Raw genomic sequence first — 25,983 nt, 5'->3', positions numbered from 1 at the left:
TATCCAGTGGGCGATTCGCGTAATTCGGCGTCCGGCGCGGCCGAACGGGTCGGATTTCGGCGAACCGGCATCTCCGGAAGCCCGTGCGGCCTAGCTTCCCCGCATGTCGATCCAGCGAAGAACCACGAAGTTCGTCCGGGCCCTGACCACCGCCTGCGCCGGCACCCTCGCCGCGGTCGTGGTGGCCACGCTCGCCGGGGCGGGCACCGCACACGCCACCGGGGCACCACCACTGCTGTCCTTCAACCACGCCTACGGGGTGTTCGACCGGGAAACCGCCGACGCCATCGAACACTCCGGCTATCTCCGCACGTTCGCCAACCTGCAGATCCGCACCACGACCGGCTCCGGCGACGAGACCTGGACCGGCCGTTACCTGATGGGCCGGGAAACCTACCTCGAACTGTTCGGCACCGGCGACGTGCCGGGCAAGGACGGGGAACTCGGCGCCGGCGGCATGGGGGTGTCCACCGAGAACGAGGGCGAGCTGCCGACGGTGGTGCAGCGCCTGCGCGAACTGGGGGTCGCGAACCCGGTGCAGCTGCAGCAGACCCGCGACTTCGGCGACGGCGTGCCGGTGCCGTGGTTCGACGCGGTCTTCACCACCGGGGAGTACGACACGTTCGGCGCCTGGGGCATGGAATACCTCCCCGGCTACTTCGCCGATCCGCGCAGCGACACCGAACCGCCGAGCCACCCCGGGGACGTCGGCCGCGAGCGGTACCTGCCCGACGGCTACCGCGACCACCTGATGCGCGACGTGACCGGGGTCCGGCTCGCGATGACCCAGCGGGACCTCGACAGCACCACTCCCCTGTTGCGGGCCGGCGGGATGACCGTGACCGACGTGCCGGGTGGCGTGCTCGCGACCGGCAGCGGCACCGCCATCCGGCTCGAGGCCGTGCCGGTGGACAGGACCGGCATGCGCCAGGCCGACTTCGCGCTGAACCACCCGGTGCACTACCGGCACGTGGAGCGGATCGGTCATTCGACGCTGGTGGTCGGCCCGGGCGCGCAAGCCCGGTGGACCTTCGACGCACGCTGACCCGGGCCCGGCCCACCCTCCGCCTAGGGTGGGCCGGGGGTCTCTCCGGGGCACACTGCCGAGCACCGGCCATCCGACGGTCCCCGCCCGGCCCACCGGACACAACGGCCCGGCGGCACAAGTGCGCGCAAGGCCAGCAGAACAGAGACTCGTATCCCGAACCGGACAAGCCCGGCCGACAACCAGGACCGGAACCGGCCAGAAACCGACCACTGTGGACACAGCCGCACCGGTACCGAAATCACCGGAACGGCGGTACCGGCCTCAGGCCCCGGCCTGCTCGGCGATCCCGCGGCGGAGGAGGTCGTCGGCGTCCGTCCCGGACTCCGCCAGCAGTGCGCGGGTGTGCTCCCCCACCGCCGGGACGTCCCCCATGCGCGCTTCGACATCCGCGAAGGTCACCGGCGGCAGGAGGGCGTCCACCCGGGCGTGCTCGGTGGCGATGGTGCGCCACCGGTCACGGGCACGCAGCTGCGGATGGGACACCACGTCCGCGACGCTTTTCACCTGTGCCGCGGGTATCCCCGCGGCGGACAACCGCGCGTCGAGTTCGGCGTTGGTCCACCGGGAGGTGCGTGCGGCGACCGCGGCGTCGCACTCCGCCCGGTGGCGTACGCGCTCGACGTTGGTGGCGAAGCGCGGATCTTCGGCGAGCTCCGGGCTTTCCAGTACCGAGGTGACGAGCGTGCGCCAGCCGCGATCGTTCTGCACGCCGATGAGCAGCTGCCCGTCCCTTGTCGGATAGGCGTCGTACGGCGCGATCGAGCTGTGGCTCAGGCCCATCCGCGCAGGCTGCTCTCCGGTGTACATCCCGGTGTAGAGCCCGTATCCCATCCACTCCACCGTCGCCTCGAACATCGAGACCTCGACTTCGGCACCCACGCCGGTCCGCCACCGGCGCAGCAGCGCGGCGAGCACGGCCTGCACGCAGTACATGCCGGCGGCGATGTCGGAGGTGGGAATGCCGGTCTTCACCGGTGTTTCCGGCGTGCCGGTGATCGCGATCAGGCCGGCCTCGGCCTGCACCAGCATGTCGTAGGCCTTGCGCTGCTCCATCGGCCCGCCGGAGCCGTAGCCGGACAGATCGACCACGACCAGTTCGGGACGCTGCGCCCGCAGGTCCGCCGCGCCGAGCCCGAGCCGTGCGGCCGCGCCCGGCGCGAGGTTCTGCACGACCACGTCCGCCCGGGTGGCCAGCCGTCGTACGACGTCCCGGCCCTCGCCGGTTTTCAGGTCCACCGCGAGGGATTCCTTGCCGCGGTTGAGCCAGGTGAAGTGCGCGCCGGTGCCGTGCACGACGTGGTCGTAGTCCCGGGCGAAATCGCCGCCGCCGACGCGCTCGACCTTGATCACCCGGGCGCCGAGATCGGCGAGGTGCCGCGTCGCCAGCGGCGCGGCGACCGCCTGTTCGACAGCGACGACGGTGATTCCGTCGAGCGGCCGCCCGGCATCCGGGGAGAGGGGAAGATCGGGACTCATGCCACCACTATGCCCCGGGCCCGCCACCGCAGCCGTGCGGAGCGGACGGCTGCGGTGGCGCGGGCAACGGAACGCCGGTGCGCCACCGGTTTCCGGCTCAAGCCGCCGCGAACGCCCCGGCACCACCGCGCACCCGGCGCAGATCGGCCAGTACGAGATCGGCGAGCAGCCGCTCCTCCTCGTCGGCGGACGGCGGCGGTTCGGGCAGGTCCCCGCCACCGGACAGCGCCCGTGCCGCGCGGTCCGCGAACTCCGCCATCGCCGGGGACTCCGCACCGCGCTGCACGAGCGCGCCCGCGGACGCCGTCAGGCCCCGCAACCCTTCGCCCAGCTCGTCGAGCGCGCTCCGCTGTTCCACACCGGGCTCCCGGCTGCCCGCTTCCGGGTTCAGCAGGTCCTGCACTGTCCGAGCCGCGGCGCGGAACCGCATCCCCACCTCGCGCCGGCCGGCCCCGCCGCGCAGCCGGGACCCGACGGTGCCGAGCAGCTCGCCGGTCGCCTCGACCGCGGTCGACACCCGTTGTGCCACCGATGGTTTCGGCGCCCCGGGCACCGCGGCGAAGCCGAAGAGCAGGCCGATCACCACTGCCAGCAGGACCAGCAGCAGGTACTCCAGGAGCGTGGACACCGCGTCGAGATGCCGGGTGCTCGCGTTCACCCCGACCGCCATCAGCACGATGCACGCGTTGAACACCATCGGTTTCGTCTGCAGGAACGGGAAACCGACGAGCAGCGCGACGATCCCCAGCGGCAGCAGCGCGGACTGCGGGAGCAGCCACAGCGCGAGCGCCAGCACCACCGCGCCGGCCGCCGCACCTGCCCCGCGCTGCCAGGCCTTGGTCAGCGTGTCCCGCCACTCCGGCTGCATGATCGCGAACGTCGTCATGAGGAACGAAACCGTCAGCGGGTCGCCCGGCCGGAACGCGGCGACCACCACCGCGACCAGGATCCCGAGAGCGCACCGCACCGCGTGCCGCAGCTGGGCCGACCGCCAGGACAACGCGCCGCCGGCTTCCTGCCGCAGTACCTCCCGCACGACGTGCCTCGGGAATTCCACTGTGGACTCGTCACGTCCGGTCGCGGCGTCGCGGAGGTCGGTCAGCGCGGCCCACACCTCGTCGAGCAACGCCGCGGTGTCTCCGGGCAGCAGCACGTCCGGATCGACGCGGTCGATCTGGGGCGGCTCTGCCGGTACCTGCTTCACGCGCACCGTTTCGGCGAGTGCGGCCAGCCTCTCGTCCACCACGTCGAGCACCCGCGTGACCGCCTCGGCCTGCTCGGGTTCGAAGGCGCGGAGCCGGTCCCGCAGCACGGCGACCGTGCCGTGGGTCCTGGCGGTCGCCGCGAGCACCCGCGCCTGCCACGCGCGCGGCCGGTCGGCCAGCCACAGCCGCACCGCCTGTTCCGCGCTTTCGCGGGCCGGTCCGGCCATTGCGTCGGCGAGCGCGGCACGGGTCGGTTTGCCCGGATCCGCGATTCCCATCAGCAGCCGCAGCACGATCACGACCCCGACGGCCACCGCGGGCGCGCCGATGATCTGCGCCGGCGTGGCCGATCCACTGAGCTGGAACCCGTAGCCGAACACCGAGGCCATGCCCAGACCGAGGCCCACGGTCACGAACCGCGGGCCGAGCGCCGGCAGCAACGCCGCCACGAACACCGCGACCACCAGCAGCGCGATCGCGGCAACCGGCGAAGCCTCGCCCAGCAGCCGCGGTCCGGCGCCACCCACCACGACCGCGGGAGCGAACGCGGCCAGCAGCCGGAGATCCGACCGCAGCGGCCCGCCGGAGGCGGGGAGGAAGCAGAACATCGCGGTGAGCCCGGCCAGCACCGCCGTACCGCCGAGGCCGAGTGCCGCACCGAGGCCGGCCGTACCGCCGACCACGACCAGGATCACGGCCAGCATCCCGCCGCCGCGTGCCAGAGCGTTCATGCCCACCTTTTCTCGTCCGGGTCCTCCGCGGGGGAAGCCTGGCACGGTTTCCCCCGCGGCACCTGCCGGGGTGCCTCAGACGCCGGCCGGCTCCGGAGGCAGGACCAGCATGGAATTCGCCGCTTCGGCAGTACCGCCGGGCAAGCCCGCCCGGCTTCGCAAAGCCGCGTTGCGGGTCTCGAGTTCCTCGGCCGTGCGCGGCGCGACGAACCTGCCGCCGTCGGTGGCGAGCGCCTGGTTGCTCGCGACGAACTCGCGGGAACCGCTCTCGTAGGCGGCGAACGCGGCCGGGTGATCCAGCTCCGACAGCCCACGTGCCAGCAGGTAGGCGCCCACGATCGCGATACTGGAACCCTGGCCGGAGAAGAACGATGGCGCGTACGCGGCGTCGCCGACCAGCGCGACCCGGCCCTTCGACCACACCGGCAGGTGAATCTGGCTGACCACGTCGAAGAACAGGTCGTCCGCCGCGCGCATCGTCTCGACCATCCGCGGCACTTCCCAGCCGTCTCCGGCGAACGTGGCGGCGACCAGCTCGCGCTGCGCCGCGGGATCGGTGAAGGCGTGGAACGGCGCTTCGGCGCGGCTGAAGTTCAGGAACCCGTGTACCTCGTCGGTTCCGCCCATCGCGTAGATCATCGCGCCGCGGCCGGGCACGTTCCAGCTGAGTGCCTCCTGCGAGACACCGAGGTGGTTCGGCATCGTGAAGCCCGCGAAGCAGTAGCCCAGGTAACGGTGGAACTGCTCCTCCGGCCCGAACGTCAGCGCGCGGGTGCCCGAGTGCAGGCCGTCCGCGCCGATCACGAGATCGAACGTGCGCTGCGTTCCACTGCGGAAGGTCACATCGACGCCGCCGGCGCGGTCGTCCAGCGCGGTGATCGAGTCGGAGAACCGGAACTCGACGCGGTCACGGACGGCGCCGTAGAGCACGCTGGTCAAATCACCGCGGCGGATCTCCACGTCGCGGCCGGTCACCCCGCCGGTCAGCCGCTCGGGCTCGATGGTGGCGATCGACGCTCCGGCGCCGTCGAAGAACGTGAGCCGGCCGGAGCCCACGTGCGCGTCCCGGATCTGCGGCAGCAGGCCCATCCGCTGGATCACTTCGATCGCCGTGCCGCGCACGTCGATCGGATACCCGCCGCCCCGCACCGTGCGTGCCTTCTCCACCACGGTCACGTCGAAGCCGTAGCGATCCAGCCAGTACGCCAGCGTCGGCCCGGCGATGCTCGCCCCCGAGATCAGCACGGACTTGGTCATCAGCACACCCTTCCGATCCCTCGGCCGGCAGCGAATGCCTACCTTAGGTATCCTTTTCTCGGGCGACCGCCACCTCGTCCGGCGATCGCGATGACCCGACTATATACCTAAGTTAGGTAAGTATTCAAGGAGGTGCCCCGATGGAGCCCGATCGCGCACTGCTGATGGAGCTGCTGCCGCGGTTGAACCAGCTCAGCCGCTCGTTCAACCGCGGCAGGCTCTTCGAGCGCGCGATCGAGGCGAGCGGGATCGGCCTCGACCACCCGTCCGTGCAGATCCTGACCACCCTCCAGCTGGCGGGCGAACCGCTGCGGATCGGCGAGATCGCGTCCCGCCTGCAGGTGGTCGGCCCGCACGTGACCCGTCAGGTGCAGGTGCTGGAGAAACGCGGGCTGGTGGAACGCGTCACCGACCCGGCCGACCAGCGGGCGCGGCTGATCGCCCCCACCGCGCCGGGACGGGCCGCGGCGGAGAAGTACTTCGGTGCCGTGCTGGGTTGGTTCACCGACGCACTGGCGGACTGGTCCCCCGAGGATCGCTCCGCGCTCGGCCGGCTGCTCGGCCGCTTCGCCGACGACCTGTCGGCCCGGCTGTCCAGACTGGACACCGAAGCTCCGTGAGCCGGCGCACCGGGCGCAACACGGTGGGCTCGCACGTTGCCGTTCACGCCGATCAGCCTCGCGAAACAACTCGGCAGCACCCGGTGGCTTCCCGCAGTCCTCTCCCCCCGGCTCGGCCGAATTGCCCACCACCGGGCCGGATCAAATCCGATCCGGCTGGGTACCTGTGCGGCATGGAGGCCGACGAGGACCGGCACGACCGGGTCGACCAGGAGATCGGGCAGCTGGCGGACCGGCTCTGGGAACTGGCCCGCGACCGGTCCGTGAGCTCCGGCGAAGCGGACCTGACCGCCGCCGGGTTCACCGTGCGGCCGGGTTTCCCGGCCAGCTGTGGCGAAGGACGGCCGGCGGTGGTCTTCCTGCTGCCGGGCGACACGCGGCCGGACCTGGGGCACAACGTGGCTGCCGCGGCCGTGCTCGGCGCCGCGCTCGCCACCGCGCGGGTCACCGCCGGGGAGCCGCGCGCGGTTCTGGTCGCCGACGCGAACTCGGTTCCCGGCGACGCGGACGCGGTGCTGACCTTCCGTCCCGGCGTGCACACCTGGTCCTGGACGCCGCTCGCCGCCCGCGCCGAGCTACGGGTGACCGTGCACGCGCGGTCCGGCCCCGCGCCCGGCGAGAGCTCCGACGCGCTGGCCGGAGTGGTCCAGACCTTGACGGCGGTCTCCGCGCTGCGGTCCCGGCCGGGCACCGCGGTGCGGGCCATCGTGACCCGCGGCGGCGAATCCACCGACGTGGTGCCCGAGGTCGCGGAGGCCCGGTTCGGCCTCCGCGCCCCGGCCGCCGCGGACCTCGACCGGCTGGTCGCCGACGTGACCGCCTGTGCCGAGGGCGCGGCGCTGGCCACCGGCACGAAAGCAGTGGTCGGCCGGATCGGCCCGGACCACGCGCCGTTGCGGGACAATCCTGTGCTGACCGCCCGGTTCACCAGTCACCTGGCGGCGTGCGGCATGCACGCCGGCCCACCCGAGCCGGGCGCGGTCCCGGAGTGGTCGGAGGTGGGCGACGTGAGCGTCCGCGTCCCCACGCTGCACCCGTCGGTCGCGATCCTCGACCCGGCCCATGCGGTGGGCACCCCGGAGTTCGCCGCCGCGGCCGTGTCCGCGCGCGCCCGTTCGGTGCTGCTCGCGACCGGTGCCGCACTGGCCCGCACCGCGGTCGACCTGCTCGCGCACCCGGCGCTGGTGAGCCAGGCGTGGGACGGATTCACCGCACGGGCACGGGAGGAATGAGCGGCTATCGTGGCGAGATGAGCAACGTCGAGGCCGAGCCGGCTGAACTCACCTGCGGCGGGCCCCCGGGCGGGCCGGTCGAGGTCCTCGAAGCGCGTTCGGTGCCACTCGGCGGACCGCGGGCGATGCCGGTGCGCCGGACGCTGCCGCAGCGCAAGCGGTCCCTCATCGGCGCCTGGTGCTTCGCCGACCACTACGGCCCGGTCGATCCCGCGGTGAGCGGTGGCATGTCGGTCGGCCCGCACCCGCACACCGGGCTGCAGACGGTCAGCTGGCTGTTCGCCGGGGAGATCGAGCACCGCGACAGCCTCGGCACGCACGCGATGGTCCGTCCCGGTGAGCTCAACCTCATGACCGGTGGGCGCGGCATCTGCCATGAAGAGGTTTCGACCCCGGAAACCACCGCGCTGCACGGGGTTCAGCTCTGGGTCGCGTTGCCGGAGGAGCACCGCCACACCGGGCGCGGCTTCCAGCACCACGCACCCCCGGTCACCGCTCTGCCCGGCGCCACCGCCCGCGTCTTCCTGGGCACGCTGGCGGGCGAGACCTCACCGGTGCGCACGTACTCTCCCCTGCTCGGCGCGGAACTGGTCCTCGCCCCGGGCGCGGACCTGACCCTGGAAACGGAAGCCGGGTTCGAGCACGGCCTGCTGGTGGACTCCGGCGAGGTCACCTTCGCCGGCACCCCGCTCGGAAGCACCCAGCTCGGCTACCTCGGCACCGGCCACGCCACTCTCGCCGTGCGCAACCGCGCCGCGGTGCCGGCCCGTGTCCTGCTGCTCGGCGGGCCGCCGTTCGGCGAGGAAATCCTGATGTGGTGGAACTTCGTGGCCCGCAGCCACGAGGAGATCGTGGCCTTCCGCGAAGCGTGGGAAGCCGGCGCGGAGCAGTTCGGCGCGGTCGAACCGCACCCGGGCGGACCGGCGCGGCTGCCCGCCCCGGCGCTCCCGGCAGTGCGCATCAGGCCGCGCCCAAACCACTAGCGCGGCGGCCGGTTCGGCCGCTGGGTCCGTTGATCGACCACCGGTCCCGCGACCCGGGTCCGCACGCCGGACGGGTCGAAGTTCACCGGGCGCAGCGGGCCGGCGGCCAGCAACACCACCGCCGCCACGCCGAGTGCGGCCAGCGTCAGCGCGGCGACGAACCGGGCCGCGCCCGAGGTCGCCGAGGACAGCACCACGAAGCCGCCGAGCACCACGGCGGACGGCCCGGCCAGCGCGATCGCGGTCGTCACCGGCGGGATCCGCCTGCCGTCCGGGCGGCGGGCCGAGACGACCGCCGCGCCGGTGCACACCACCGCGGCCACCAGCAGTGCGCCGCCCACAGTGTCGGACAGGCGATGCCAGCCGAGCGCGACGGTCGCCGCGGCCACCCAGGCGACGCAAGGCACCCCCGCGGCGAGCACCCAGGTGCGCAACCTCGCGGGCAGCACCACGGCCAGCGCGAACAGCACTGCCGCCGCCGCGCTCACGTGCCCACTCGGGAAGCTGTTGTGGCCCGGGGCGCCGGATCCGTCGGTCACGTCCGGGCGCACGAGGACGTAGAGCTTGAGCAGCTGCGCCGCGGCCAGCGGCGCGAGAAGAAGCACCAGCGCGGTCACCCCCAGCGCGAACCTCCTGCGCACCAGCGCCAGCAGCAGCACCACGAGCCCGGTGCCGCCCAGCACCACCACCAGGTCGACCTGCCGCAGCGGCTGCGCCCAGTCCACAGTGGAGCGTCCGGCTGACTGTGCACTGTGGACGACGCCGTCCTCGGCCTGCTGTCCACTGGCTGTCCGCACGAAAAGCACGTAGGCCAGGGCGAACGCGGCCGCGAACCCCGCCGCGGCCGCAGCGAGCACCGCGCTACGCCACGTCCGCGGCGGCGCCAGTGCGTGCCGTGGCACACCGCCGGACGCGGGCGAAGCGGGCACGGGCACCGTCGCGGTGGTCCGGCCGGAGGTCATCCCGGGACTGATCACTGCCATGCCTTCGAGCATGGCCGCCGGATTTCGGCATCCGGTCCGGGCTGTGTCATGGTTGTGCAACAAGATCGCCCCGGTTCGCCGCGGCGCCCGGTTTTCCGAATAATGGCCGGGTGGCAGTGGTGCTGGTGGTGGAGGACGACGCGGCCGTGCGCGAGGGCCTGGAGCTGGCCCTGCGCAGGCAGCAGCACACCGTGCGCACCGCGGCGTCCGGGGAGGACGGGATGGCGCTGCTGCGTGAGCAGGCGCCGGAGATCGTGGTGCTGGATCTGATGCTGCCCGGCATGGACGGGTTCGAGACGTGCCGCCGGATGCGGGCGCTGGGCCAGGTGCCGATCATCATGCTCACCGCACGCAGCGACGATTTCGACGTGGTCGCCGGCCTCGAGGCGGGCGCGGACGACTACGTGGTGAAGCCGGTCGAGCCGCGGGTGCTGGATGCCCGGATCCGCGCGGTGCTGCGCCGGGCGGCCGGTGACCGCGACGCCCGCCCCGGCAGCACCGAACGGCACGGCGACCTGGAGATCGACCGGGCGGGCATGCGGGTGTGCAAGCACGGCGAGCCGGTCGCGCTGACCCCGACCGAGCTGAAGCTGCTGCTGGTGCTTTCGGGATCGCCGGGTCAGGTGCACAGCCGCCGCCAGCTGCTCACCGCGGTCTGGGGACACGACTACCTCGGCGACTCCCGGCTGGTCGACGCGTGCGTGCAGCGGCTGCGGGCGAAGATCGAGGACGTGCCCGCGCGGCCCGGCCACGTGCAGACGGTGCGCGGGTTCGGCTACCGGTTCGGCCGCTCGTGAGCGAGCGGCGTGGCGCCGGGCTGTGGCGGGCCGGGCTGCGTCCGCGGCTGGTCCTGTGGTTCGCGGCGATGACACTGGTCGGCGCGGCGGCCGCGGCGGGGGCGAGTTACGCCTCGGCCCGGACCACGATTCTGGCCGGTGTGCAGGACCCGGCCATGCTGCGGCTGCGCGACCAGGTCAGCGCCTACCTGCCGCAGATGACCCTGCCACCGGACCAGCAGCAGTTGGACAACCTGGTGGACAACCTCAAGGGCAGCACGGTGGCGGTGTACCGCGGGCTGCGCTCGCGGTCCGGCCTCGACCCGGCGGAGCTGCCCCCGGACCTGCGCACCCAGGTCGCCGCGAGCGAGAACATCCAGTTCCAGCGGGTGGTCACGGCCGGTACGCCGCAGCTGCTGATCGGGATGCCGGTGCTGCGGATCACCGGCACCGGCAGGCAGCACACCGGGGTCGAGGTCTACGAACGGGTGTCGCTGGCCGGGCCGCAGGCGTCGATCGAACAGCTGGCGGTGCGGGCCTGGCAGACGGCCGCGCTGGCGTTGCCGATCGCGGTCGCGCTCGCGCTGGTGGCCGCCAGCCAGGTGCTGCGCCCGGTGCGGGCGCTGAACACCGCCGCCCGCAAGCTCGGTCACGGCCAGCTCGACGTGCGGCTGCCGGCGAAGGGCTCGGACGAACTGGCCCAGCTGGTGACCACGTTCAACAGCACCGCCGCGGAGCTGGAACGCACCGTCGGCACGCTGCGGGCGATGGAAGCGGACGCGCGCCGGTTCGTGGCCGACGTCTCGCACGAGCTGCGCACACCGCTGGCCGCGATGAACGCGGTCACCGACGTGCTCGACGAGGACGCCGACCAGCTGCCCGCGGACACCGCGGTCGCCGCACGGCTGGTGTCCGCGGAGACGCGCCGGCTCACCCGGCTCGTGCAGGACCTCGTCGAGATCTCCCGGTTCGACGCCGGCCGCGCCGAGCTGCGGACGGAGGAGGCGGACGTGGCACAGGCGATGCGCGACAGCCTGGCCGCACGGGGCTGGTCGGACGCCGACGGCATCGAGACCGACCTGCCCGAAGGCGTCCTGACCGCCTTCGATCCACGCCGGCTGGACCTCGTCGTGGCCAATCTCGTGGGCAACGCGCTCCGGCACGGCGCCCCACCGGTCGACCTCCGGCTGACCGCCGACGAGGCGACGGTGCTGCTGACGGTCACCGACCACGGCCCGGGTGTCCCGGAAGACGTACTGCCGCACGTGTTCGACCGGTTCACCAAGGCGGACACGGCTCGGGCGCGGTCGGAGGGCAGCGGCCTCGGCCTGGCCATCGCACGCGAGAACGCCCGGCTGCACGGCGGGGAGCTCGAAGCGGCGAACACCGGCACCGGCGCGAGGTTCACGCTCCGGATGCCCCGCACCCCACGGGAGGCCCCATGAAGCGACTCCTGCTCAGTGCGCTCGCCCTGTCCGGCGTGCTCGTCGCGGGCTGCGGGGTGCAGCCGACCGGCGTCGTCCCGGCGGGCCCGGCGCCGGCCGGCTTCGGCAGCGGACGCGACAGCACCCAGCTGACGCTGTACTTCCTCTACGACGGCCGGCTCACGCCGGTCGCCCGGAACCAGGCCGACGAGGTCTCGCCCGACGCCGCGCTGAAAGCGCTGTTCCGCGGCCCGAGCGCGGCGGAATCCGCGAAGGGCTTCTTTTCCCTGCTGCCGTCCGGCAGCCCGGCGGTCTCGGTGGACACCGCCACCAGCCCGGTCACGGTGACCGTGCCGTATTCGGCGGAAACCCTCTATCCCAACGGGATGAACCAGATCGTCTGCACCACGATGGCCGCGCTCTCCGTGTCCGGGCTGGCATCCGGCGCGTACGGCATTTCCGTGCACGCCACGGACGTGCAGCTCGACAACCTCACCTGCGGCACGTTCTGAGCGTTCGGGCCCGGGGCCCGTTCAGTCCACAGTGGACAGTACTGTTGCGCCACTGCCGGTGGCGGGTCGGCGGACTGTGCGGCCGCCGCTGGACGCGGTCAGCCGCCCAGCAGCCCGCGCAGGTAGGCGGCCTGCCCGGCGTGCTGAAGATCGTCGGAGAGCACGCTGACCAGCCGCACCCCGAGCGTCACGGGTGGATCCCAGTTCTCGTCGATCACCCGCCCGAGGTCGGATCCGGAAAGCCCGGAAACCCAGTCGACGGTCTGCTCGTGCACCGCGTCGTGGTAGCCGATCAGGAGGTCGGGGTCGGTGATCCGCACCGCGGCGACGTCCTCGCTGCGGTGCCCGTATCCGATGTCCCCGGCCGGGAAGGGCAGGCCGAAGCGGCCGTGCCAGTCCTGGCCGGTCCAGACCTGCTCGAGGCCCGCCACCCCCGCGACGTGGTCGTCCTGCACCCGGGTGAGGTGCCAGACCAGCCAGGAGATCGAGTTGGCCTTTGGCCCGGGCCGGGCGACGAGCAGGTCGGCGGAGAGCCCGCCGACCGCGTCGTGCACGACCTCCCGGATCCGGCCGAAGCCGTCCACGAGCAGTTCGGCCACGTTCATCCGTGTTCCTCCTGAGGATCGTCCTCCGTCGATCATGGCCTACCCGCTGCCGCGCGCGGCAAACCGGTTCCCGCACTGCCCGCCTTCCGTTCCGGGCCGTGCCGTGCCGTGCCGCGGATCCTGCGGTCCGGCCGCGGGATCGGGTACCGTCGGCAGCGCACGCCCGGCGAAGGGAGCGACCCTCGTGGCGACCGGCACACCCCGCCTGCTGCCCGGATTCGGCACCCTCGCGGGCATCCCGATCCCGGGCTGGGCGGGCACGCTGCTCGCGGTGGTGTGCGCGGTGTCGGCGATCGTGGTGCTACTGCTGATCATCCGCAACCGGCGTCGCTGAGCGCTTCACCCGCTACTGGCGTCGCCGGGCGCGGCGTCCTCCCGGGTGAAGTGGCTGGTGATCACGTGGTCCTTGGCCGGTCCGCGCACCGTCCACTCCTGCCGCCAGCTCCGCCGGTCGAGCACGAGGTAGCCGCCGCGGTAGAAGTCCGCGCGGCAGGGATGCCCGGCCACCCACTCCCCGGTCGTCAGGTCGAGGTCGTGGAAGAACCCGCCGTGGTCGAAGTGCACCGCGGCCAGCCCGGCCCCGGTGATCCGGTAGTGCAGCGTGCGGCTGAACGGCCCGGTGTGCGTCCCGAGGTCCAGCTGCCCGGCCTCGTGGTAGACGAGCACCTCGTCCTCGAGCGTGAACGTCGCCTGTCCGCTCGCGCGCCCCAGGCCGGTCCCGTCGACCCCCGCGATGTCCCGCGCCAACCTCCACGTCCCGGCGAAGTACCCGGCGAGATCACTGAGGGGGAAGGCCACACCCCCATTGTGCGCCATCACCGGGCAAGGCAGGCAAGTCGGTGCGGACAGGCTCACAGCATCCCGCGGAAGTACGGACACCGACCGCGGACGGCTGCCGCTGGGACAGGCAGTCCACCGAGACTTGGTCCTCACCGCGCATTTCCACCCCCGGCACAGCCCGTCGAGAACCCGAACTCCCCCGGGCGCCCCTACCCACCGGCGCAGCCAGTCAGCAACCCCCGATCCCACCGCGAACCACCACCCACCGATGCAGCCCGTCAACAACCCCACGGCGATCCGCGAACAACCACCCACCGACACGCCCCGTCAACGACCCCCACCCGACCGCAAACCACTCACCGGCGCACAACCCCATTGCGCACCACAACCCACCAATGCAGCCCATCAACAATCCCACGGCCATCCGCGAACAACCACCCACCGACACGCCCCGTCAACGACCCCCACCCGACCGCAAACCACTCACCGGCGCACAACCCCATTGCGCACCACAACCCACCAATGCAGCCCATCAACAATCCCACGGCCATCCGCGAACAACCACCCACCGACACGCCCCGTCAACGCCCCCCCCGGCACAACCTCAACCCACTGCAAACCACCACCCACCGGCACAACCCGTCCCCCCGCCCCGGACACCACCCGCCGACAAACTCACGGCGATCCGCGAAGACGGCTGCCCGTCACGGGCTTCACCCCCGCCGCGAACCTGACTTCACCCGTCCTCGCCGCACCCCACCCGATCCACCCGATCACGCGCCGGCCCCCTTGCACCGCGACCCGGAGTGAACGGGACCTTCACTCCACCGGTCACCCCTTCGCCACCGCCGCCAGGGCGCCGGCAGGCCGCAGCGTGGTCACGCTCGGCGACCACGGCGGGGTTCGTCGCGGTTCGGGTGCGGTGTGACCGGGACGTTCGCGGCGACCTGGGCGGGGCGGGCCGCACCTGTCGGTCCTCCGGCCTAGAATCGGCCGGGTGGCGCACCCCGACCAGGCCGCACCGGCCACCCGTTCCCCCGCCCTCGAGACCCTGCAGCGCGTCTTCGGGTACGAGACGTTCCGCGGCGAGCAGGAGGAGATCGTCGAGCACGTCGTCTCCGGCGGCGACGCGCTCGTGCTCATGCCCACCGGCGGCGGAAAGTCGCTGTGCTACCAAATTCCCTCGCTCGTGCGCCCCGGGACCGGCGTGGTCGTGTCCCCGCTGATCGCGCTCATGCAGGACCAGGTCGACGCGCTGCGCAACCTCGGGGTGCGCGCCGGATTCCTCAACTCCACCCAGGATTTCGCACAGCGGCAGGAGGTGGAGGAGGCGTTCGTCGCCGGCGAGCTGGACCTGCTCTACCTCGCGCCGGAGCGGCTGTCGGTCGAGGCCACCGTGCGGCTGCTCGACCGCGGGAAGGTCGCGCTGTTCGCGATCGACGAGGCGCACTGCGTTTCCCAGTGGGGCCACGATTTCCGGCCCGACTACCTCATGCTCTCAGCACTGCACGAGCGCTGGCCCGACGTACCGCGGATCGCGCTCACCGCCACCGCCACCGAGGCCACGCACCAGGAGATCTCGACCCGGCTGGACCTCGGCGGCGCGCGGCATTTCGTCGCGAGCTTCGACCGGCCGAACATCCAGTACCGGATCGTGCCGAAGAACTCGCCGCAGAAGCAGCTGCTGGACCTGCTGCGCACCGAGCACCAGGGCGACGCGGGGATCGTGTACTGCCTGTCCCGAGCTTCGGTCGAGAAGACCGCGGATTTCCTGGTGCAGAACGGAATCACCGCAGTGCCCTACCACGCCGGGCTGGACAAGGCGACGCGCGCGGCCAACCAGTCGCGGTTCCTGCGCGAGGACGGGCTCGTCGTGGTCGCCACGATCGCGTTCGGCATGGGCATCGACAAACCCGACGTCCGGTTCGTCGCGCACCTCGACCTGCCCAAGTCCGTGGAGGGCTACTACCAGGAGACCGGCCGCGCGGGCCGCGACGGGTTGCCGTCCACCGCGTGGCTCGCCTACGGGCTGCAGGACGTGGTGCAGCAGCGCAAGATGATCGACAATTCCGAGGGCGGCGAGGCGCACCGGCGTCAGCAGGCCGCGCACCTCAACGCGATGCTGGCGCTGTGCGAGACGGTCTCCTGCCGCCGGGCGCGGATCCTCGCCTACTTCGGTCAGTCCGCGCAACCGTGCGGCAACTGCGACACCTGCCTGACCCCGCCGGAAAGCTGGGACGGCACCGTGCCCGCGCAAAAGCTGCTGTCCACTGTGGTCCGTCTCCGCAACGAGCGGCGGCAGCAGTTCGGCGCCGGTCAGATCATCGACATCCTGCTCGGCAAGACCACCCCCAAGGTCACCCAGTTCCGGCACGATTCACTCAAGGTGTTCGGAGTCGGCACCGAGCTGCGCGAGCCCGAGTGGCGCGCGGTGGTGCGCCAGCTGCTGGCCCAGAACCTGCTGGCGGTGGAAGGCGACTACGGCTCGCTGGTGCTGACGGACGGCTCCACGAGTGTGCTGAACGGTTCCCAGCAGGTGATGCTTCGCCGCGAACCCGAACGCGCCGCACGCGCCCCGAAAACCTCGCGCCGCGGCTCCCCCACCGCCGAACTCCCACCCGAGGCGGCCCCCCTGTTCGAACGCCTGCGCACCTGGCGAGCAGCCACGGCGAAGGAACAAGGCGTCCCCGCCTACGTCATCTTCCACGACGCCACGCTGCGCCAAATAGCCACCGAACGTCCGGCATCCCTGTCCGAACTGGGCACAGTGAACGGCGTCGGCGAAAACAAGCTGGCCAAGTACGGAGAAGGAGTACTCGCCACACTGACCACGGAGTGACGGCACCCCTCCCCGCCGAACGGTGCGAGCACCACCTGACCAGCGCGCTGTCTGCCGCCAGCCCGGCTCGACCCGGCTGCCAGAGTTGCCTACGCCCGCGACTCAGCCGCCACGGTCACCGCTGCCCTTCGGCTCAAACACCACGGTCACCGCGGCTACCCGGCTCGACCACTACGGTCACCGCCGCCACCGGACAGAACCACCACGGTTACTGCCGCTGCCCGACAGAACCACCACGGTCACCGCCACCACGGCTCGAAGGAGCGACCGCGCGCTTGGCGGCGGCGAGCGGATGGCAGCCCCGCACGACCGTTACGGCCTCGCACACTCGGTCCAGACTCACACGATCGTTGCGGGCCGGCACGATCGTTCCGGCCCCGCACAGTCGTCGGAGCAACGCACGATCGTTACGACCCCGCACAGTCGTCGGGGCCACGCACGATCGTTACGACCCGGCACGGTCTTTGCAGCTTCGTACGATCATTGCGGCCCGGCACAGCCGTCGCGGCCACGCACGATCGTTGCGGCCGCTCACGCTCGTTACAACCACACACAGTCGCCGCGGCCACGCACAGCCGCCGCGGCCACGCACGATCGTCGCGGCCCGGCTCCGGCTGGCCGACTCGAACGGACGGCCGCTCTTCCGCCACAGCTGCCCACCTCAGTCACCCGCCGGGATAGCCGCGTTCACCAGCCGCCGCATCGGACTCGACCTCAGCCTCGCAACGGCCACCACCACAGTCCCTGAAAACTCCGCGCGAAACCGAACCCCCGAAAGAGCCTTCACGAACGCCGGCAGCCCCCGCGCCACACGGCGCATCTGCTGGTGAGAAGCGGGGTCACTGCCCAGGGCGGGGGCGGGTCGCGTCCGAGACCTTGCGTACTGCTCCGGACAGCTGGGTGTGGTAGCGGCCCTTCGTTTTGCCGTCCACGAAGCTGGCGGCCTTGCCCACTGCCTGGTTGACCTTCTCCGGGTTGCGGCGCACGTAGGAACTCACCGCGCTCGCGGCGCCGGCCAGCACGGTCAGTCGTTTCATCATCGCCATGGCGGTCCTCCTGGAATCGCGGGCCTCTCCCGGTTCAACGTGGGTCCCCGGCACACAGTTCCCGAAACCCCCGGCGGCGGACCGGTGCGAAATACCGCGACGCGGGCCGCCGCCGGGCGGCATGATGCACCCGTGCGCGACCTGACCGCCCTGCCCAAGGCCCATCTGCACGTCCACCTCGAGAGTACGATGCGTCCCACCACCCGCCGTGAGCTGGCCGACGCGCACGGGATACGGCTGCCCGTCACCCAGCCGGGGTTCGACGGGTTCCGGGCGTTCGCCGAGCACAACCGGCTCACCCGCGCGTGCCTGGGGCGGCCCGAGGACTTTGTCCGGCTCGCGCGCGAATTCTGTGCCGACGAGGCCGCGCAAGGCACCCGCTACGCGGAGGTCACCTTCACCGCCGCCTCGCACGGAGAACGGCTGGGAGACCCGGAAATGCCGCTTGCCTCCGTCCTCAAAGGACTAGACGAGGGCGGTCAGCGGCACGGACTCGCGTGGCGGCTCATCCTGGACCATTCGCGGCGCCGGTCGGTCGAGCGGGCGTGGCGGACGGCCGAACTCGCTGCCGCGCACCCGCAGGTCGTGGCGATCGGGATGGCCGGCGAGGAACGGCACTCCCTCGCGCCGTTCGCCGAAGTCCTCGCCCACGCCCGGGAAACCGGCCTCCACCTGGTGCATCACGCGGGCGAGGACGCCGGGCCGGACAGCATCCGCGAGGCCCTCGGGCTCGGGCACGCCGAACGGCTCGGGCACGGCATCCGCGTGCTGGACGACCCCGCGCTGACCGTCGAGGTCGCCCGGCGCGGGATCGCGCTGGAGGTGTGCCCGTCGTCGAACGTCTCGCTCGGGCTCGTGCCCTCACTGCCGCAGCACCCGCTCCCCCGGCTCGTCGGCGCCGGGCTGACCGTCACGCTCAACACCGATGTCCCGGACGTCACCGGCACCACACTCACCGGCGAATTCCGCCGCGCCAGGGAGGTTTTCGGCTTCGACGACGTCACCCTGGCCCGGATGGCCTCCGCCGCGGTCAGCGCCTCCTTCGCACCGGAGGCAGTGAAAACCGCACTGCACAAGGGAATCGACGAATGGCTCACACCGGCAGCAGGCGGGTGACGAGGGTGCCCAGCTGCTGCGCAGTGCGGCATTCGTGCATCGGCACCAGCTCGGCGTAGGCGGCAGCCGCGGAATCGCCGGTGGACCACAGCGAGCGCCGTTCCGGGTTGAGCCAGTGGACGTGCCGGGCTCGGTCGCGGATCGCGCGGACGGCGTCGAGATTCGGATCTCCCCCGTTGGTCCGCGCGTCACCGAGGATGAGCACCGAGGTGCGCGGCCCGACCGCGTCGAGCCAGCCTTCGGTGAACTGGCGCAGTGCACCGCCGTAATCGCTGTGCCCGTCCCAGCGGATCACCGCCGCCTCGCTGAGCATCCGCGCGCCGAGCTGCGCCGGGTCGGCCGCACCGGCGTCGATGAGGTGCGTGACCTCGTCGGTGCTGTCCACGAAGGCGAACACCCGGACCTTGGCGAACTGGTCGCGCAACGCCTGCACCAGCAGCATCGTGAAGTTCGCGAATCCGGCCACCGAGCCGGAAAGATCGCACAGCAGCACGATTTCCGGCCTGCCGGGCCGTCGGTGTCGGTACGCCGGGCGCAGCGGCACCCCACCGGTGGACAGCGAACGCCGCAGCGTGCGCCGGAGATCGATCTGCCCGCGTGTCGTGCGTTTGCGGCGAGCGGCGAGCCGCGTGGCCAGCTTGCGGGACAACGGCTGGATGGTGCGGCGCAGTTCGGCGAGCTGGGCCCGGCTGGCCATCAGGAAGTCCACGCGGTCGGCGGCGGGGGCGACCGCGTGCTGGGTGATCCGCTCGCGTCCCCGCACCTCCGAGGCCCGCCGGCGCGCCTCCGTCCGCACCCGGCCGCGGAAGTCCTCGACCCGGCGGCGTACTTCGTCGCGGGCGAGCCGGTCGGTGAAGTCGCCGTCGCCGAAACCGCCCGCGCGCATCGCCTCGAGCACGCGCACGATCAACGTCTGCGGCTGCAACCGGTCCAGCGTCTGGTGTGCGGAGAATCCCCCGCCCGCCCCGTTCGGCGACCCGTACTGGCCGAGCAGGTCCACGGCGAGCCCGGCCAGCTGCGCGAGGGCACGCTCGTCGCCTTCGGCCAGCGCGGCCGCGAGCGCTTCCCGCAGCTCGTCGCGGTCTCGCGGCGGATCGTCGCGGGCCAGCTCCGGTGCGCCGACCCCGGCTGGGAAGTAGAGGTCGAACACGGCGTCGAACACCGACCGCTGCCCGCCCCTGCGCACGAGCGCGGCCGCGAGCCCTTCGCGCACCAGCTCGCGGTCCTCGAAGCCGAGCACCGCCAAGGCGGCCGCGGCGTCCGCGGTCTCACTCGGCCCGGCCGGGATCCCGTGGCCGCGCAGGGCGCGCACGAACTCCGTGAGCCGGCCGGTGAAGGTCACGAAGCGTCCAGCACCCGGTCGAGATCCAGGCCGGCACTGGCCTTCGCGATGTCGTCCTGGTGTTTCAGCACGACGCCGAGACTGTCGCGCACCACCTGCTCGCCGAGCGAGCCCGCACCGAGTTCGAGCAGCGTGCGCGCCCAGTCGACGGTCTCCGCGACGGACGGCAGCTTGCGCAGGTCCATCGCGCGCAGCGCGGCCACGATCCGGACCACCGAATCGGCCAGCGCGTCCTCGATCCCGGGCACCTTGAGCGCGACGATGGCACGCTCCAGCTCCTCGTCCGGGAAATCGATGTGCAGGAACAGGCACCGCCGCCTCAGCGCCTCGGACAGCTCACGGGTGGCGTTCGAGGTGAGCACCACGAACGGAGTCCGCTCCGCGGTGATCGTGCCCAGCTCGGGCACCGTGACCTGGAAGTCGCCGAGCACCTCCAGCAGCAGGCCCTCGACCTCCACGTCGGCCTTGTCGGTCTCGTCCACCAGCAGCACGGTCGGCTCGGTGCCGGAGATGGCGGTCAGCAGCGGGCGGCGCAGCAGGAACTCCTCGCCGAAGATGTCGGTACGCGCCTCGTCCCACGTCTCGTCCCGCCCGGCGGTGATCCGCAGCAGCTGCTTGGCGTGGTTCCACTCGTAGAGTGCGCGTGCCTCGTCGATGCCCTCGTAGCACTGCAGCCGCACCAGCCGCGACCCGCTGACCTGGGCGACCGCCTTGGCCAGCTCGGTCTTGCCCACTCCGGCCGGTCCCTCGACCAGCAGCGGTTTGCCCAGCCGATCGGCCAGGAACACGGTGGTCGCCACCGCCTTCGACGCGAGGTAGCCGGCCTCGGCCAGCTTCGCCGACACGTCCCGCACGGACGTGAAGAACCCGGTGCCCATCCGACCTCCCTAAGCACACGCTTACCAGCACTGTACTGGTCCGGCCGCGGCCGCGGATAGCATCCTCGCGTGACCTACGTTGCGGCGAACACCCGATACGACTCCATGCCCTACCGCCGGTGCGGACGCAGCGGGCTGCTGCTGCCCGCGATCTCGCTCGGCCTGTGGCACAACTTCGGGCACGACCGCCCGCTGACCGTGCAGCGCGAGATCGCGCGGCGCGCCTTCGACCTCGGCATCACACACTTCGACCTGGCGAACAACTACGGCCCGCCCTACGGTTCGGCCGAGGAGAACTTCGGCCGGCTGCTCGCCACGGATTTCCGGCCGCACCGCGACGAGCTGGTGATCTCCACCAAGGCCGGCTACGACATGTGGCCCGGCCCGTACGGCAACTGGGGTTCGCGCAAGTACCTGCTGGCCAGCCTCGACCAGTCGCTGGGCCGGATGGGGCTGGACTACGTCGACATCTTCTACTCGCACCGGGTCGACCCGGAGACGCCGCTGGAGGAAACCGTCGGCGCGCTCGACCGCGCGGTCCGCTCCGGCAAGGCGCTGTACGTGGGCATCTCCTCCTACAACTCCGAGCGCACCGCGGAGGCCGCCCGGCTGCTGCGCGAACTGGGCACCCCGCTGCTGATCCACCAGCCGTCGTACTCGATGTTCAACCGGTGGACCGAATCCGACGGACTCCTGGACACCCTGGCCGGCGTGGGTGCGGGCTGCATCGCCTTCTCCCCGCTCGCGCAGGGCCTGCTGACCGACCGGTACCTCGGCGGCGTCCCGGCGGATTCCCGCGCCGCGCAAGGAAAATCGCTCAAGCCGGAGACGATCACTGAGGAGAAGCTCGGCAAGATCCGGGCCCTGCACGAGATCGCCCGCCGCCGTGGGCAGAGCCTGGCCCAGCTCGCACTCGCCTGGGCGCTGCGGGATCCGCGGATGACTTCGCTGGTGATCGGCGCCAGCAGCGTCCGGCAGCTGGACGACAACGTGGCGGCACTGGACAACCTCGAGTTCACCGCGGACGAGCTCGCCGAGATCGACCAGTACGCCACGGAATCCGGCATCAACATCTGGAAGCGCTCCACCGACGCCTGACCCACGCTTGACCCACTGTGCAGGCTCCCTTCCGGTCACCCGAGTCCGTGAAGGGGGCCTGCCCGGCTGTCAGCCCCGGGCAGTGCGGATCCGCTCGACCGCCCAGTCCGCCCATTCACGCTCCATGGCGGCGTGGCGCTTGCCCCATTCCAGGACCAGCCTGCCGAACACGGCCGAATCGCTGTCGTCCCAGTCGACGGACTCGTCGATCGAGGCCAGGTGCCCGGCCAGTTCGTCGGCACTCTCCGCGTATCTGCGCACGTACTCCCGGGCCTGCACCGGGGCGACCTCGCCCAGGAAGTAGATCCGCAGCAGGGTTTCGCTGCGCGGCGACGGCGGCGCCCAGGGTTCGAGCAGCCACGCCCGCAGCTCGGCGCGCCCTTCACCGGTGATCGCGTACTCCTTGCGCCCGCGCGGGCCCTCCGAGACCACCTCGATCAGCCCGGATTTCTCCAACTTGCCCAGCTCGCCGTAAAGCTGGCTCTGCGTGGCCGACCAGACGTTCGCCATCGCCGTCTCGAAGCGTTTCAGCAGGTCGTAGCCGCTGCCGGGGGCTTCGGCCAGCAACCCGAGCACGGCATGTCGCAAGGTCATGCCGGCAGCCTACCTTCCACTATTGACATGTGCACTCCGGACGTTCTAGTTTCGACATGTCACTATAGGAGTGTCAGCGAGGGGTCGGCGATGAACTACCTGAAGAGCTTTCTCCCGTGGATCGTGTTCGCGATCGTGTCCACGCAGGCGGACTGGCGCTGGTCCGGGCTCGTCGGCCTGGTGCTGGCCGGCGGGCTGCTCGCGGTGGCCCGCAGGGAAGGGCGGGGCTGGGACTGCCTCGTGATCGAGCTCTCCGCGCTGGGCTTCTTCACGGTGCTCACCGTTTTTTCGCTCAGCAACCCGGATTCGCCGCTGCGGGAGTACGTGGGTGCGAGCTCCGACGTCTGGCTGGCGATCACCGCATGGGGCTCGATCGCGCTGCGCCGCCCGTTCACCCTCGGGATCGCGAAAACCACGACGCCCCAGCACCTCTGGCAGCGGCCCGCGTTCCGGCGCACCAACCTCGTCATCACCGCGGTCTGGGCATCGAGCCTGACCGTGGCCGGCGTCGCGGGTTCGCTGCTGCTGGGTTACGCCCCGCACGCCACCATCGCGCTGATCGCACTGAAAATCCTCGCCTTCGTGGTCCCCGTCGTCTTCACCATCCGCTATGTCACCCATGTCCGGGCCCGTGCCCAGAAAGCCGCGTGAACCGTGACCACCACCGACTTCCACCTCTCCGGCAACTACGCCCCGGTGCACGACGAGCTCACCGCCTACGACCTGCCGGTCACCGGCACGCTGCCGCCGGAACTCACCGGCTGGTACCTGCGCAACGGGCCGAACCCCCGCCAGGACAGCGCGCACTGGTTCACCGGCGACGGCATGGTGCACGGCGTGCGGCTCGAGCACGGCCGCGCCGCCTGGTACCGCAACCGCTGGGTGCGCACGGACAGCTTCGCCGATCCCGAGATGAAGGTGTACCAACCGGACGGAACGCGGAACCTGCGGGCCAGCAACGCCAACACCCACGTCGTCAACCACGCCGGGCGCACCCTCGCGCTCGTGGAATCGTCGCTGCCGTACGAAATCACCCGGGAGCTCGACACCGTGGGCGGCTACGACTTCGGCGGCGCGCTCGCCGATTCGATGACCGCGCATCCGAAGATCTGCCCGGAAACCGGCGAGCTGCACTTCTTCGGCTACGGCAGCATCACCGCCCCGCACGTGAGCTACTACCGCGCCGACGCGAACGGGAAACTCGTGGTGCGCCAGCCGATCGACGTGCCAGGGCTGACGATGATGCACGACTTCGCGCTCACCCGGTCGCATGTGGTCTTCTTCGACCTGCCCGTGGTGTTCGACCGCGGAATGGCCGACGGCGGGATGCCCTACCGCTGGAGCGACACCTACGGTGCCCGGCTCGGCGTCCTGCGCCGTGACGACCCGGCAGGCGGCGTTCGCTGGGTGAACGTGAACCCGTGCTACGTCTTCCACACGCTCAACGCGTACGACACCAGCGACGGCCGGATCGTGGCGCACGTGGTCCGCTACGACTACGTCTTCCGGCCCGGGCACCGCGAACCGGACGGGCAGCTCTGGCGCTGGACGATCGACCCGGCCGCGGGCACCGTGACCGAGGACCGGCTCGACGAGCGCGACGGCGAGTTCCCGCGGATCGACGACCGGCTCGCCGGCCTCGACGCCCGGTTCGGCCACCTCACCGCGGCCGGCACGGACGGCCGGCGCTCGCTGCGCCGGTACGACCTGCACACCGGCACGGCGAGCGAGCACCTGTTCGCGCCCGGTCAGGTGCCGGGTGAAGCGGTGTTCGTGCCGGCCGACAGCACCCCGGGTGGTGCCGGCTGGCTGCTGAGCTACGTCTACGACGCCGCCGAGGACCGCAGCGACCTGGTGGTGCTCGACGCCCAGGACGTCGCCGCGGACCCGGTCGCCACCGTGCACCTGCCAGCCCGGGTTCCTGCCGGGTTCCACGGCAACTGGCTTCCCGAGGACTGAGCCTCCCGCGCGCCGTCGGCCCGTCCCGCCGCGAAGCCCGTATCGTCGGCGGGACCATCCGGGCACCGTCGCCGCCACTACCGGGCGGGGGAAACGGAGGTTTCCTGCCGAAGGGGCGGCGCAGCCGGATACCGTGGCGAGGACGGACATCGGCAGCGGGAAGTCGGTTAGCGGGAAGGAAGCGCAGCAGGTGGCAGGCGCGGGGACTCCGCCGGTCGGCACGCCGGCCGGGATGCGCAGGATCAACCAGCGGGCCGTGCTCGAGCTGCTGCGCCGTGCCGGGCCGGCGACCCGCCCGCAGGTGGCCAAGGAGACCGGGCTGTCGAAGCCGACGGTGAGCCAGGCGCTGCTCGCGCTGGAGTCGGCGGGCCTCGCCCGGCCGACCGGGCACACCTCGACCGGCACCGGCCGGTCGGCGGTGCTCTACGAGGCGGACCCCACCGCGGGGTACGTACTGGGCCTCGACATCGGACGCGAGCGCCTGCGGGCGGCCGTGGCCGACCTCGGCCGGACCACGGTGGCGCGCCGCGACGTGCGCAACACCGCCCGTTCCGCCACCGCGCTGGTCGCCTCGGTCGGCCGGCTGGCCACCGAACTGGTCGCCGAGGCCGGGCTGGCCCAGAGTGACATCGTCGTCCGCGTGCTCGGCTCCCCCGGGGTGGCCGATCCGGCGAAACGCTGCTTCCGGCACGCGCCGAACCTGCCCGGCTGGGGCCGTGCCGGGCTGCTCGACGACCTGGAGCAGGCGCTCGGGCCGGATCTGCTGGTGGAGAACGACGCGAACCTCACCGCGGTCGGTGAATGGGAGAGCGGCGCGGCCCGCGGCGCCTCCGTGGTCGGCTGCGTGACCATCGGCACCGGCGTCGGCATGGGCCTGATGGTCGACGGCCGGGTGTTCCGCGGCGCGACCGGCGCGGCCGGCGAGATCGGGTACCTGCCCTACGGGCGTACCCGGGCCACCGACGAGCCCGCGGAGCCCCCGGCCCGCGGTCACCTCGAGGAGGCCACCGCGGCCCAGTCGGTGGTCCGCGGCGCCCGGGAACTGGGCCTGGGCACGGCGAAATCGGCCCGCGAGGTCTTCCGGCTCGCCCGCGAGGGCGACGAGGTGGCCCAGCGCGTGGTGGCCGCGGAGGCCGACCGGCTCGCCTACACGGTGGCCTCGGTGGCCGCCGTCGTCGACCCGGACCTGATCGTGCTCGGCGGCGGCGTCGGCACCGCGGCCGACCTGCTGCTGGACCAGATCGACCGGGCACTGCGCTCCTTCACCCCGCTGGTACCCACCGTGGTCCCGGGTGAACTGGGCGACGACGGCGTGCTGACCGGCGCGATCAGCGTCGGCCTGCGCGCGGCCGAGCGGCTGGTGTTCGAGCGGCGGGTCGGCGCGGCCTGAAAGCCGTCAAGAGGGCCTGGCCGGACTCGAGTTTCCGCAAGGAGACGTGCCACCGCCCGGGTGACCGCGTCGCAGCCGCGGAAGGGGCC

Annotated in this window: 24 protein-coding genes; 14 read left to right on the top strand and 10 right to left on the bottom strand. The window is 72.0% G+C overall.

From position 1 onward, the window contains the following. Positions 1 to 103: 103 nt before the first annotated feature. Entirely contained in the window at positions 104 to 1,045 is a 942-nt protein-coding gene (locus tag BJY18_RS01635; RefSeq protein WP_221457485.1) for a DUF5829 family protein, read from the top strand. A 264-nt stretch (positions 1,046 to 1,309) separates the two neighbouring features. Here the strand turns inward: BJY18_RS01635 and BJY18_RS01630 are convergent, their stop codons facing one another. From BJY18_RS01630 to BJY18_RS01620, 3 genes are all read right to left on the bottom strand, one after another. Then, positions 1,310 to 2,524 (bottom strand): CaiB/BaiF CoA transferase family protein, encoded by a 1,215-nt coding sequence (locus BJY18_RS01630; RefSeq protein WP_184777042.1) that lies wholly within the window; start codon positions 2,522 to 2,524, stop codon positions 1,310 to 1,312. A 97-nt stretch (positions 2,525 to 2,621) separates the two neighbouring features. Then, on the bottom strand, positions 2,622 to 4,460 hold the full coding sequence (locus BJY18_RS01625) for an FUSC family protein (RefSeq protein ID WP_184777041.1): 1,839 nt from the start codon (positions 4,458 to 4,460) through the stop codon (positions 2,622 to 2,624). A 75-nt stretch (positions 4,461 to 4,535) separates the two neighbouring features. After that, entirely contained in the window at positions 4,536 to 5,717 is a 1,182-nt protein-coding gene (locus BJY18_RS01620; protein ID WP_184777040.1) for an FAD-dependent monooxygenase, read from the bottom strand. Between the two features lie 140 nt (positions 5,718 to 5,857). Here BJY18_RS01620 and BJY18_RS01615 point away from each other — a divergent pair, with 140 nt between their 5' ends. From BJY18_RS01615 to BJY18_RS01605, 3 genes are all read left to right on the top strand, one after another. Then, positions 5,858 to 6,337 (top strand): MarR family winged helix-turn-helix transcriptional regulator, encoded by a 480-nt coding sequence (locus BJY18_RS01615; RefSeq protein WP_184777039.1) that lies wholly within the window; start codon positions 5,858 to 5,860, stop codon positions 6,335 to 6,337. Between the two features lie 173 nt (positions 6,338 to 6,510). Then, positions 6,511 to 7,569, top strand: coding sequence for a peptidase dimerization domain-containing protein (locus tag BJY18_RS01610; protein WP_184777038.1), 1,059 nt, complete (start codon positions 6,511 to 6,513; stop codon positions 7,567 to 7,569). A gap of 17 nt (positions 7,570 to 7,586) precedes the next feature. Continuing rightward, positions 7,587 to 8,552, top strand: a complete 966-nt coding sequence (locus BJY18_RS01605) for a pirin family protein (RefSeq protein ID WP_184777036.1) — start codon at positions 7,587 to 7,589, stop codon at positions 8,550 to 8,552. On the opposite strand, the gene BJY18_RS01600 is transcribed toward BJY18_RS01605, so the two are convergent. Continuing rightward, positions 8,549 to 9,535 (bottom strand): phosphatase PAP2 family protein, encoded by a 987-nt coding sequence (locus BJY18_RS01600; protein WP_246458732.1) that lies wholly within the window; start codon positions 9,533 to 9,535, stop codon positions 8,549 to 8,551. The two genes, BJY18_RS01605 and BJY18_RS01600, sit on opposite strands and share 4 nt — an antisense overlap. Before the next feature lie 110 nt (positions 9,536 to 9,645). On the opposite strand from BJY18_RS01600, the gene BJY18_RS01595 reads away from it, so the two are divergent. The 3 genes from BJY18_RS01595 (at position 9,646) to BJY18_RS01585 (ending at position 12,247) form a co-directional block, all read left to right on the top strand. Next, entirely contained in the window at positions 9,646 to 10,332 is a 687-nt protein-coding gene (locus tag BJY18_RS01595) for a response regulator (RefSeq protein WP_184777033.1), read from the top strand. 68 nt (positions 10,333 to 10,400) lie between these two features. After that, positions 10,401 to 11,756, top strand: coding sequence for an ATP-binding protein (locus tag BJY18_RS01590; RefSeq protein WP_184784348.1), 1,356 nt, complete (start codon positions 10,401 to 10,403; stop codon positions 11,754 to 11,756). After that, positions 11,753 to 12,247 (top strand): GerMN domain-containing protein, encoded by a 495-nt coding sequence (locus tag BJY18_RS01585; RefSeq protein ID WP_184777031.1) that lies wholly within the window; start codon positions 11,753 to 11,755, stop codon positions 12,245 to 12,247. The genes BJY18_RS01590 and BJY18_RS01585 overlap by 4 nt, the downstream gene beginning before the upstream one ends. Before the next feature lie 98 nt (positions 12,248 to 12,345). On the opposite strand, the gene BJY18_RS01580 is transcribed toward BJY18_RS01585, so the two are convergent. Further along, a complete protein-coding gene (locus tag BJY18_RS01580; RefSeq protein WP_184777030.1) occupies positions 12,346 to 12,852 on the bottom strand; it encodes a mycothiol transferase in 507 nt (168 codons plus the stop codon). Positions 12,853 to 13,036: 184 nt separating this feature from the next. Between BJY18_RS01580 and BJY18_RS01575 the strand changes: the two genes are divergently transcribed. Continuing rightward, complete coding sequence (locus tag BJY18_RS01575) at positions 13,037 to 13,186, top strand: hypothetical protein (RefSeq protein ID WP_184777028.1); 150 nt, start codon at positions 13,037 to 13,039, stop codon at positions 13,184 to 13,186. Between the two features lie 5 nt (positions 13,187 to 13,191). Here the strand turns inward: BJY18_RS01575 and BJY18_RS01570 are convergent, their stop codons facing one another. Beyond that, a complete protein-coding gene (locus BJY18_RS01570; protein ID WP_312873699.1) occupies positions 13,192 to 13,650 on the bottom strand; it encodes a DUF6314 family protein in 459 nt (152 codons plus the stop codon). A 979-nt stretch (positions 13,651 to 14,629) separates the two neighbouring features. On the opposite strand from BJY18_RS01570, the gene recQ reads away from it, so the two are divergent. Continuing rightward, positions 14,630 to 16,471, top strand: coding sequence for a DNA helicase RecQ (gene recQ / locus BJY18_RS01565; protein ID WP_184777024.1), 1,842 nt, complete (start codon positions 14,630 to 14,632; stop codon positions 16,469 to 16,471). An 839-nt stretch (positions 16,472 to 17,310) separates the two neighbouring features. Here the strand turns inward: recQ and BJY18_RS01560 are convergent. Then, positions 17,311 to 17,517, bottom strand: coding sequence for an antitoxin (locus BJY18_RS01560; protein WP_184777022.1), 207 nt, complete (start codon positions 17,515 to 17,517; stop codon positions 17,311 to 17,313). A gap of 132 nt (positions 17,518 to 17,649) precedes the next feature. Between BJY18_RS01560 and add the strand changes: the two genes are divergently transcribed. After that, positions 17,650 to 18,633 carry an adenosine deaminase gene (add, locus tag BJY18_RS01555; protein ID WP_184777020.1) on the top strand — a complete coding sequence of 328 codons (984 nt, stop codon included), beginning with the start codon at positions 17,650 to 17,652 and terminating at the stop codon, positions 18,631 to 18,633. Here the strand turns inward: add and BJY18_RS01550 are convergent. Next, entirely contained in the window at positions 18,611 to 19,975 is a 1,365-nt protein-coding gene (locus BJY18_RS01550) for a vWA domain-containing protein (protein WP_184777019.1), read from the bottom strand. The two genes, add and BJY18_RS01550, sit on opposite strands and share 23 nt — an antisense overlap. After that, entirely contained in the window at positions 19,972 to 20,853 is an 882-nt protein-coding gene (locus BJY18_RS01545) for an AAA family ATPase (RefSeq protein WP_184777017.1), read from the bottom strand. Before BJY18_RS01545 ends, BJY18_RS01550 begins: the two co-directional genes overlap by 4 nt. 69 nt (positions 20,854 to 20,922) lie before the next feature. Here BJY18_RS01545 and mgrA point away from each other — a divergent pair, with 69 nt between their 5' ends. Continuing rightward, on the top strand, positions 20,923 to 21,951 hold the full coding sequence (gene mgrA / locus BJY18_RS01540) for an L-glyceraldehyde 3-phosphate reductase (protein WP_184777015.1): 1,029 nt from the start codon (positions 20,923 to 20,925) through the stop codon (positions 21,949 to 21,951). Between the two features lie 69 nt (positions 21,952 to 22,020). Here the strand turns inward: mgrA and BJY18_RS01535 are convergent, their stop codons facing one another. Further along, positions 22,021 to 22,545 carry a PadR family transcriptional regulator gene (locus tag BJY18_RS01535; protein ID WP_184777013.1) on the bottom strand — a complete coding sequence of 175 codons (525 nt, stop codon included), beginning with the start codon at positions 22,543 to 22,545 and terminating at the stop codon, positions 22,021 to 22,023. A 90-nt stretch (positions 22,546 to 22,635) separates the two neighbouring features. On the opposite strand from BJY18_RS01535, the gene BJY18_RS01530 reads away from it, so the two are divergent. From BJY18_RS01530 to BJY18_RS01520, 3 genes are all read left to right on the top strand, one after another. After that, positions 22,636 to 23,196, top strand: coding sequence for a hypothetical protein (locus BJY18_RS01530; protein ID WP_184777012.1), 561 nt, complete (start codon positions 22,636 to 22,638; stop codon positions 23,194 to 23,196). Between the two features lie 3 nt (positions 23,197 to 23,199). Beyond that, positions 23,200 to 24,504: a carotenoid oxygenase family protein gene (locus BJY18_RS01525; protein WP_184777011.1), complete on the top strand. Its 1,305-nt coding sequence runs from the start codon at positions 23,200 to 23,202 to the stop codon at positions 24,502 to 24,504. Positions 24,505 to 24,694: 190 nt separating this feature from the next. Beyond that, on the top strand, positions 24,695 to 25,894 hold the full coding sequence (locus BJY18_RS01520) for an ROK family transcriptional regulator (protein WP_184784347.1): 1,200 nt from the start codon (positions 24,695 to 24,697) through the stop codon (positions 25,892 to 25,894). Positions 25,895 to 25,983 lie beyond the last annotated feature (89 nt).

This window comes from Amycolatopsis jiangsuensis, from assembly GCF_014204865.1.
Classification (GTDB): domain Bacteria; phylum Actinomycetota; class Actinomycetes; order Mycobacteriales; family Pseudonocardiaceae; genus Amycolatopsis; species Amycolatopsis jiangsuensis.
The sequence above is the reverse complement of the archived record's forward strand: the minus strand, read 5'-3'. Positions and strand labels throughout refer to the sequence as shown.

Excerpts from the sequence above, each read along its gene's own strand:
- BJY18_RS01635 (WP_221457485.1), top strand. The coding sequence starts at position 104 with ATGTCGATCCAGCGAAGAACCACGAAGTTCGTCCGGGCCCTGACCACC.
- BJY18_RS01630 (WP_184777042.1), bottom strand. The coding sequence starts at position 2,524 with ATGAGTCCCGATCTTCCCCTCTCCCCGGATGCCGGGCGGCCGCTCGAC.
- BJY18_RS01625 (WP_184777041.1), bottom strand. The coding sequence starts at position 4,460 with ATGAACGCTCTGGCACGCGGCGGCGGGATGCTGGCCGTGATCCTGGTC.
- BJY18_RS01620 (WP_184777040.1), bottom strand. The coding sequence starts at position 5,717 with ATGACCAAGTCCGTGCTGATCTCGGGGGCGAGCATCGCCGGGCCGACG.
- BJY18_RS01615 (WP_184777039.1), top strand. The coding sequence starts at position 5,858 with ATGGAGCCCGATCGCGCACTGCTGATGGAGCTGCTGCCGCGGTTGAAC.
- BJY18_RS01610 (WP_184777038.1), top strand. The coding sequence starts at position 6,511 with ATGGAGGCCGACGAGGACCGGCACGACCGGGTCGACCAGGAGATCGGG.
- BJY18_RS01605 (WP_184777036.1), top strand. The coding sequence starts at position 7,587 with ATGAGCAACGTCGAGGCCGAGCCGGCTGAACTCACCTGCGGCGGGCCC.
- BJY18_RS01600 (WP_246458732.1), bottom strand. The coding sequence starts at position 9,535 with ATGGCAGTGATCAGTCCCGGGATGACCTCCGGCCGGACCACCGCGACG.
- BJY18_RS01590 (WP_184784348.1), top strand. The coding sequence starts at position 10,401 with ATGACACTGGTCGGCGCGGCGGCCGCGGCGGGGGCGAGTTACGCCTCG.
- BJY18_RS01585 (WP_184777031.1), top strand. The coding sequence starts at position 11,753 with ATGAAGCGACTCCTGCTCAGTGCGCTCGCCCTGTCCGGCGTGCTCGTC.
- BJY18_RS01580 (WP_184777030.1), bottom strand. The coding sequence starts at position 12,852 with ATGAACGTGGCCGAACTGCTCGTGGACGGCTTCGGCCGGATCCGGGAG.
- BJY18_RS01560 (WP_184777022.1), bottom strand. The coding sequence starts at position 17,517 with ATGGCGATGATGAAACGACTGACCGTGCTGGCCGGCGCCGCGAGCGCG.
- BJY18_RS01545 (WP_184777017.1), bottom strand. The coding sequence starts at position 20,853 with ATGGGCACCGGGTTCTTCACGTCCGTGCGGGACGTGTCGGCGAAGCTG.
- BJY18_RS01535 (WP_184777013.1), bottom strand. The coding sequence starts at position 22,545 with ATGACCTTGCGACATGCCGTGCTCGGGTTGCTGGCCGAAGCCCCCGGC.
- BJY18_RS01530 (WP_184777012.1), top strand. The coding sequence starts at position 22,636 with ATGAACTACCTGAAGAGCTTTCTCCCGTGGATCGTGTTCGCGATCGTG.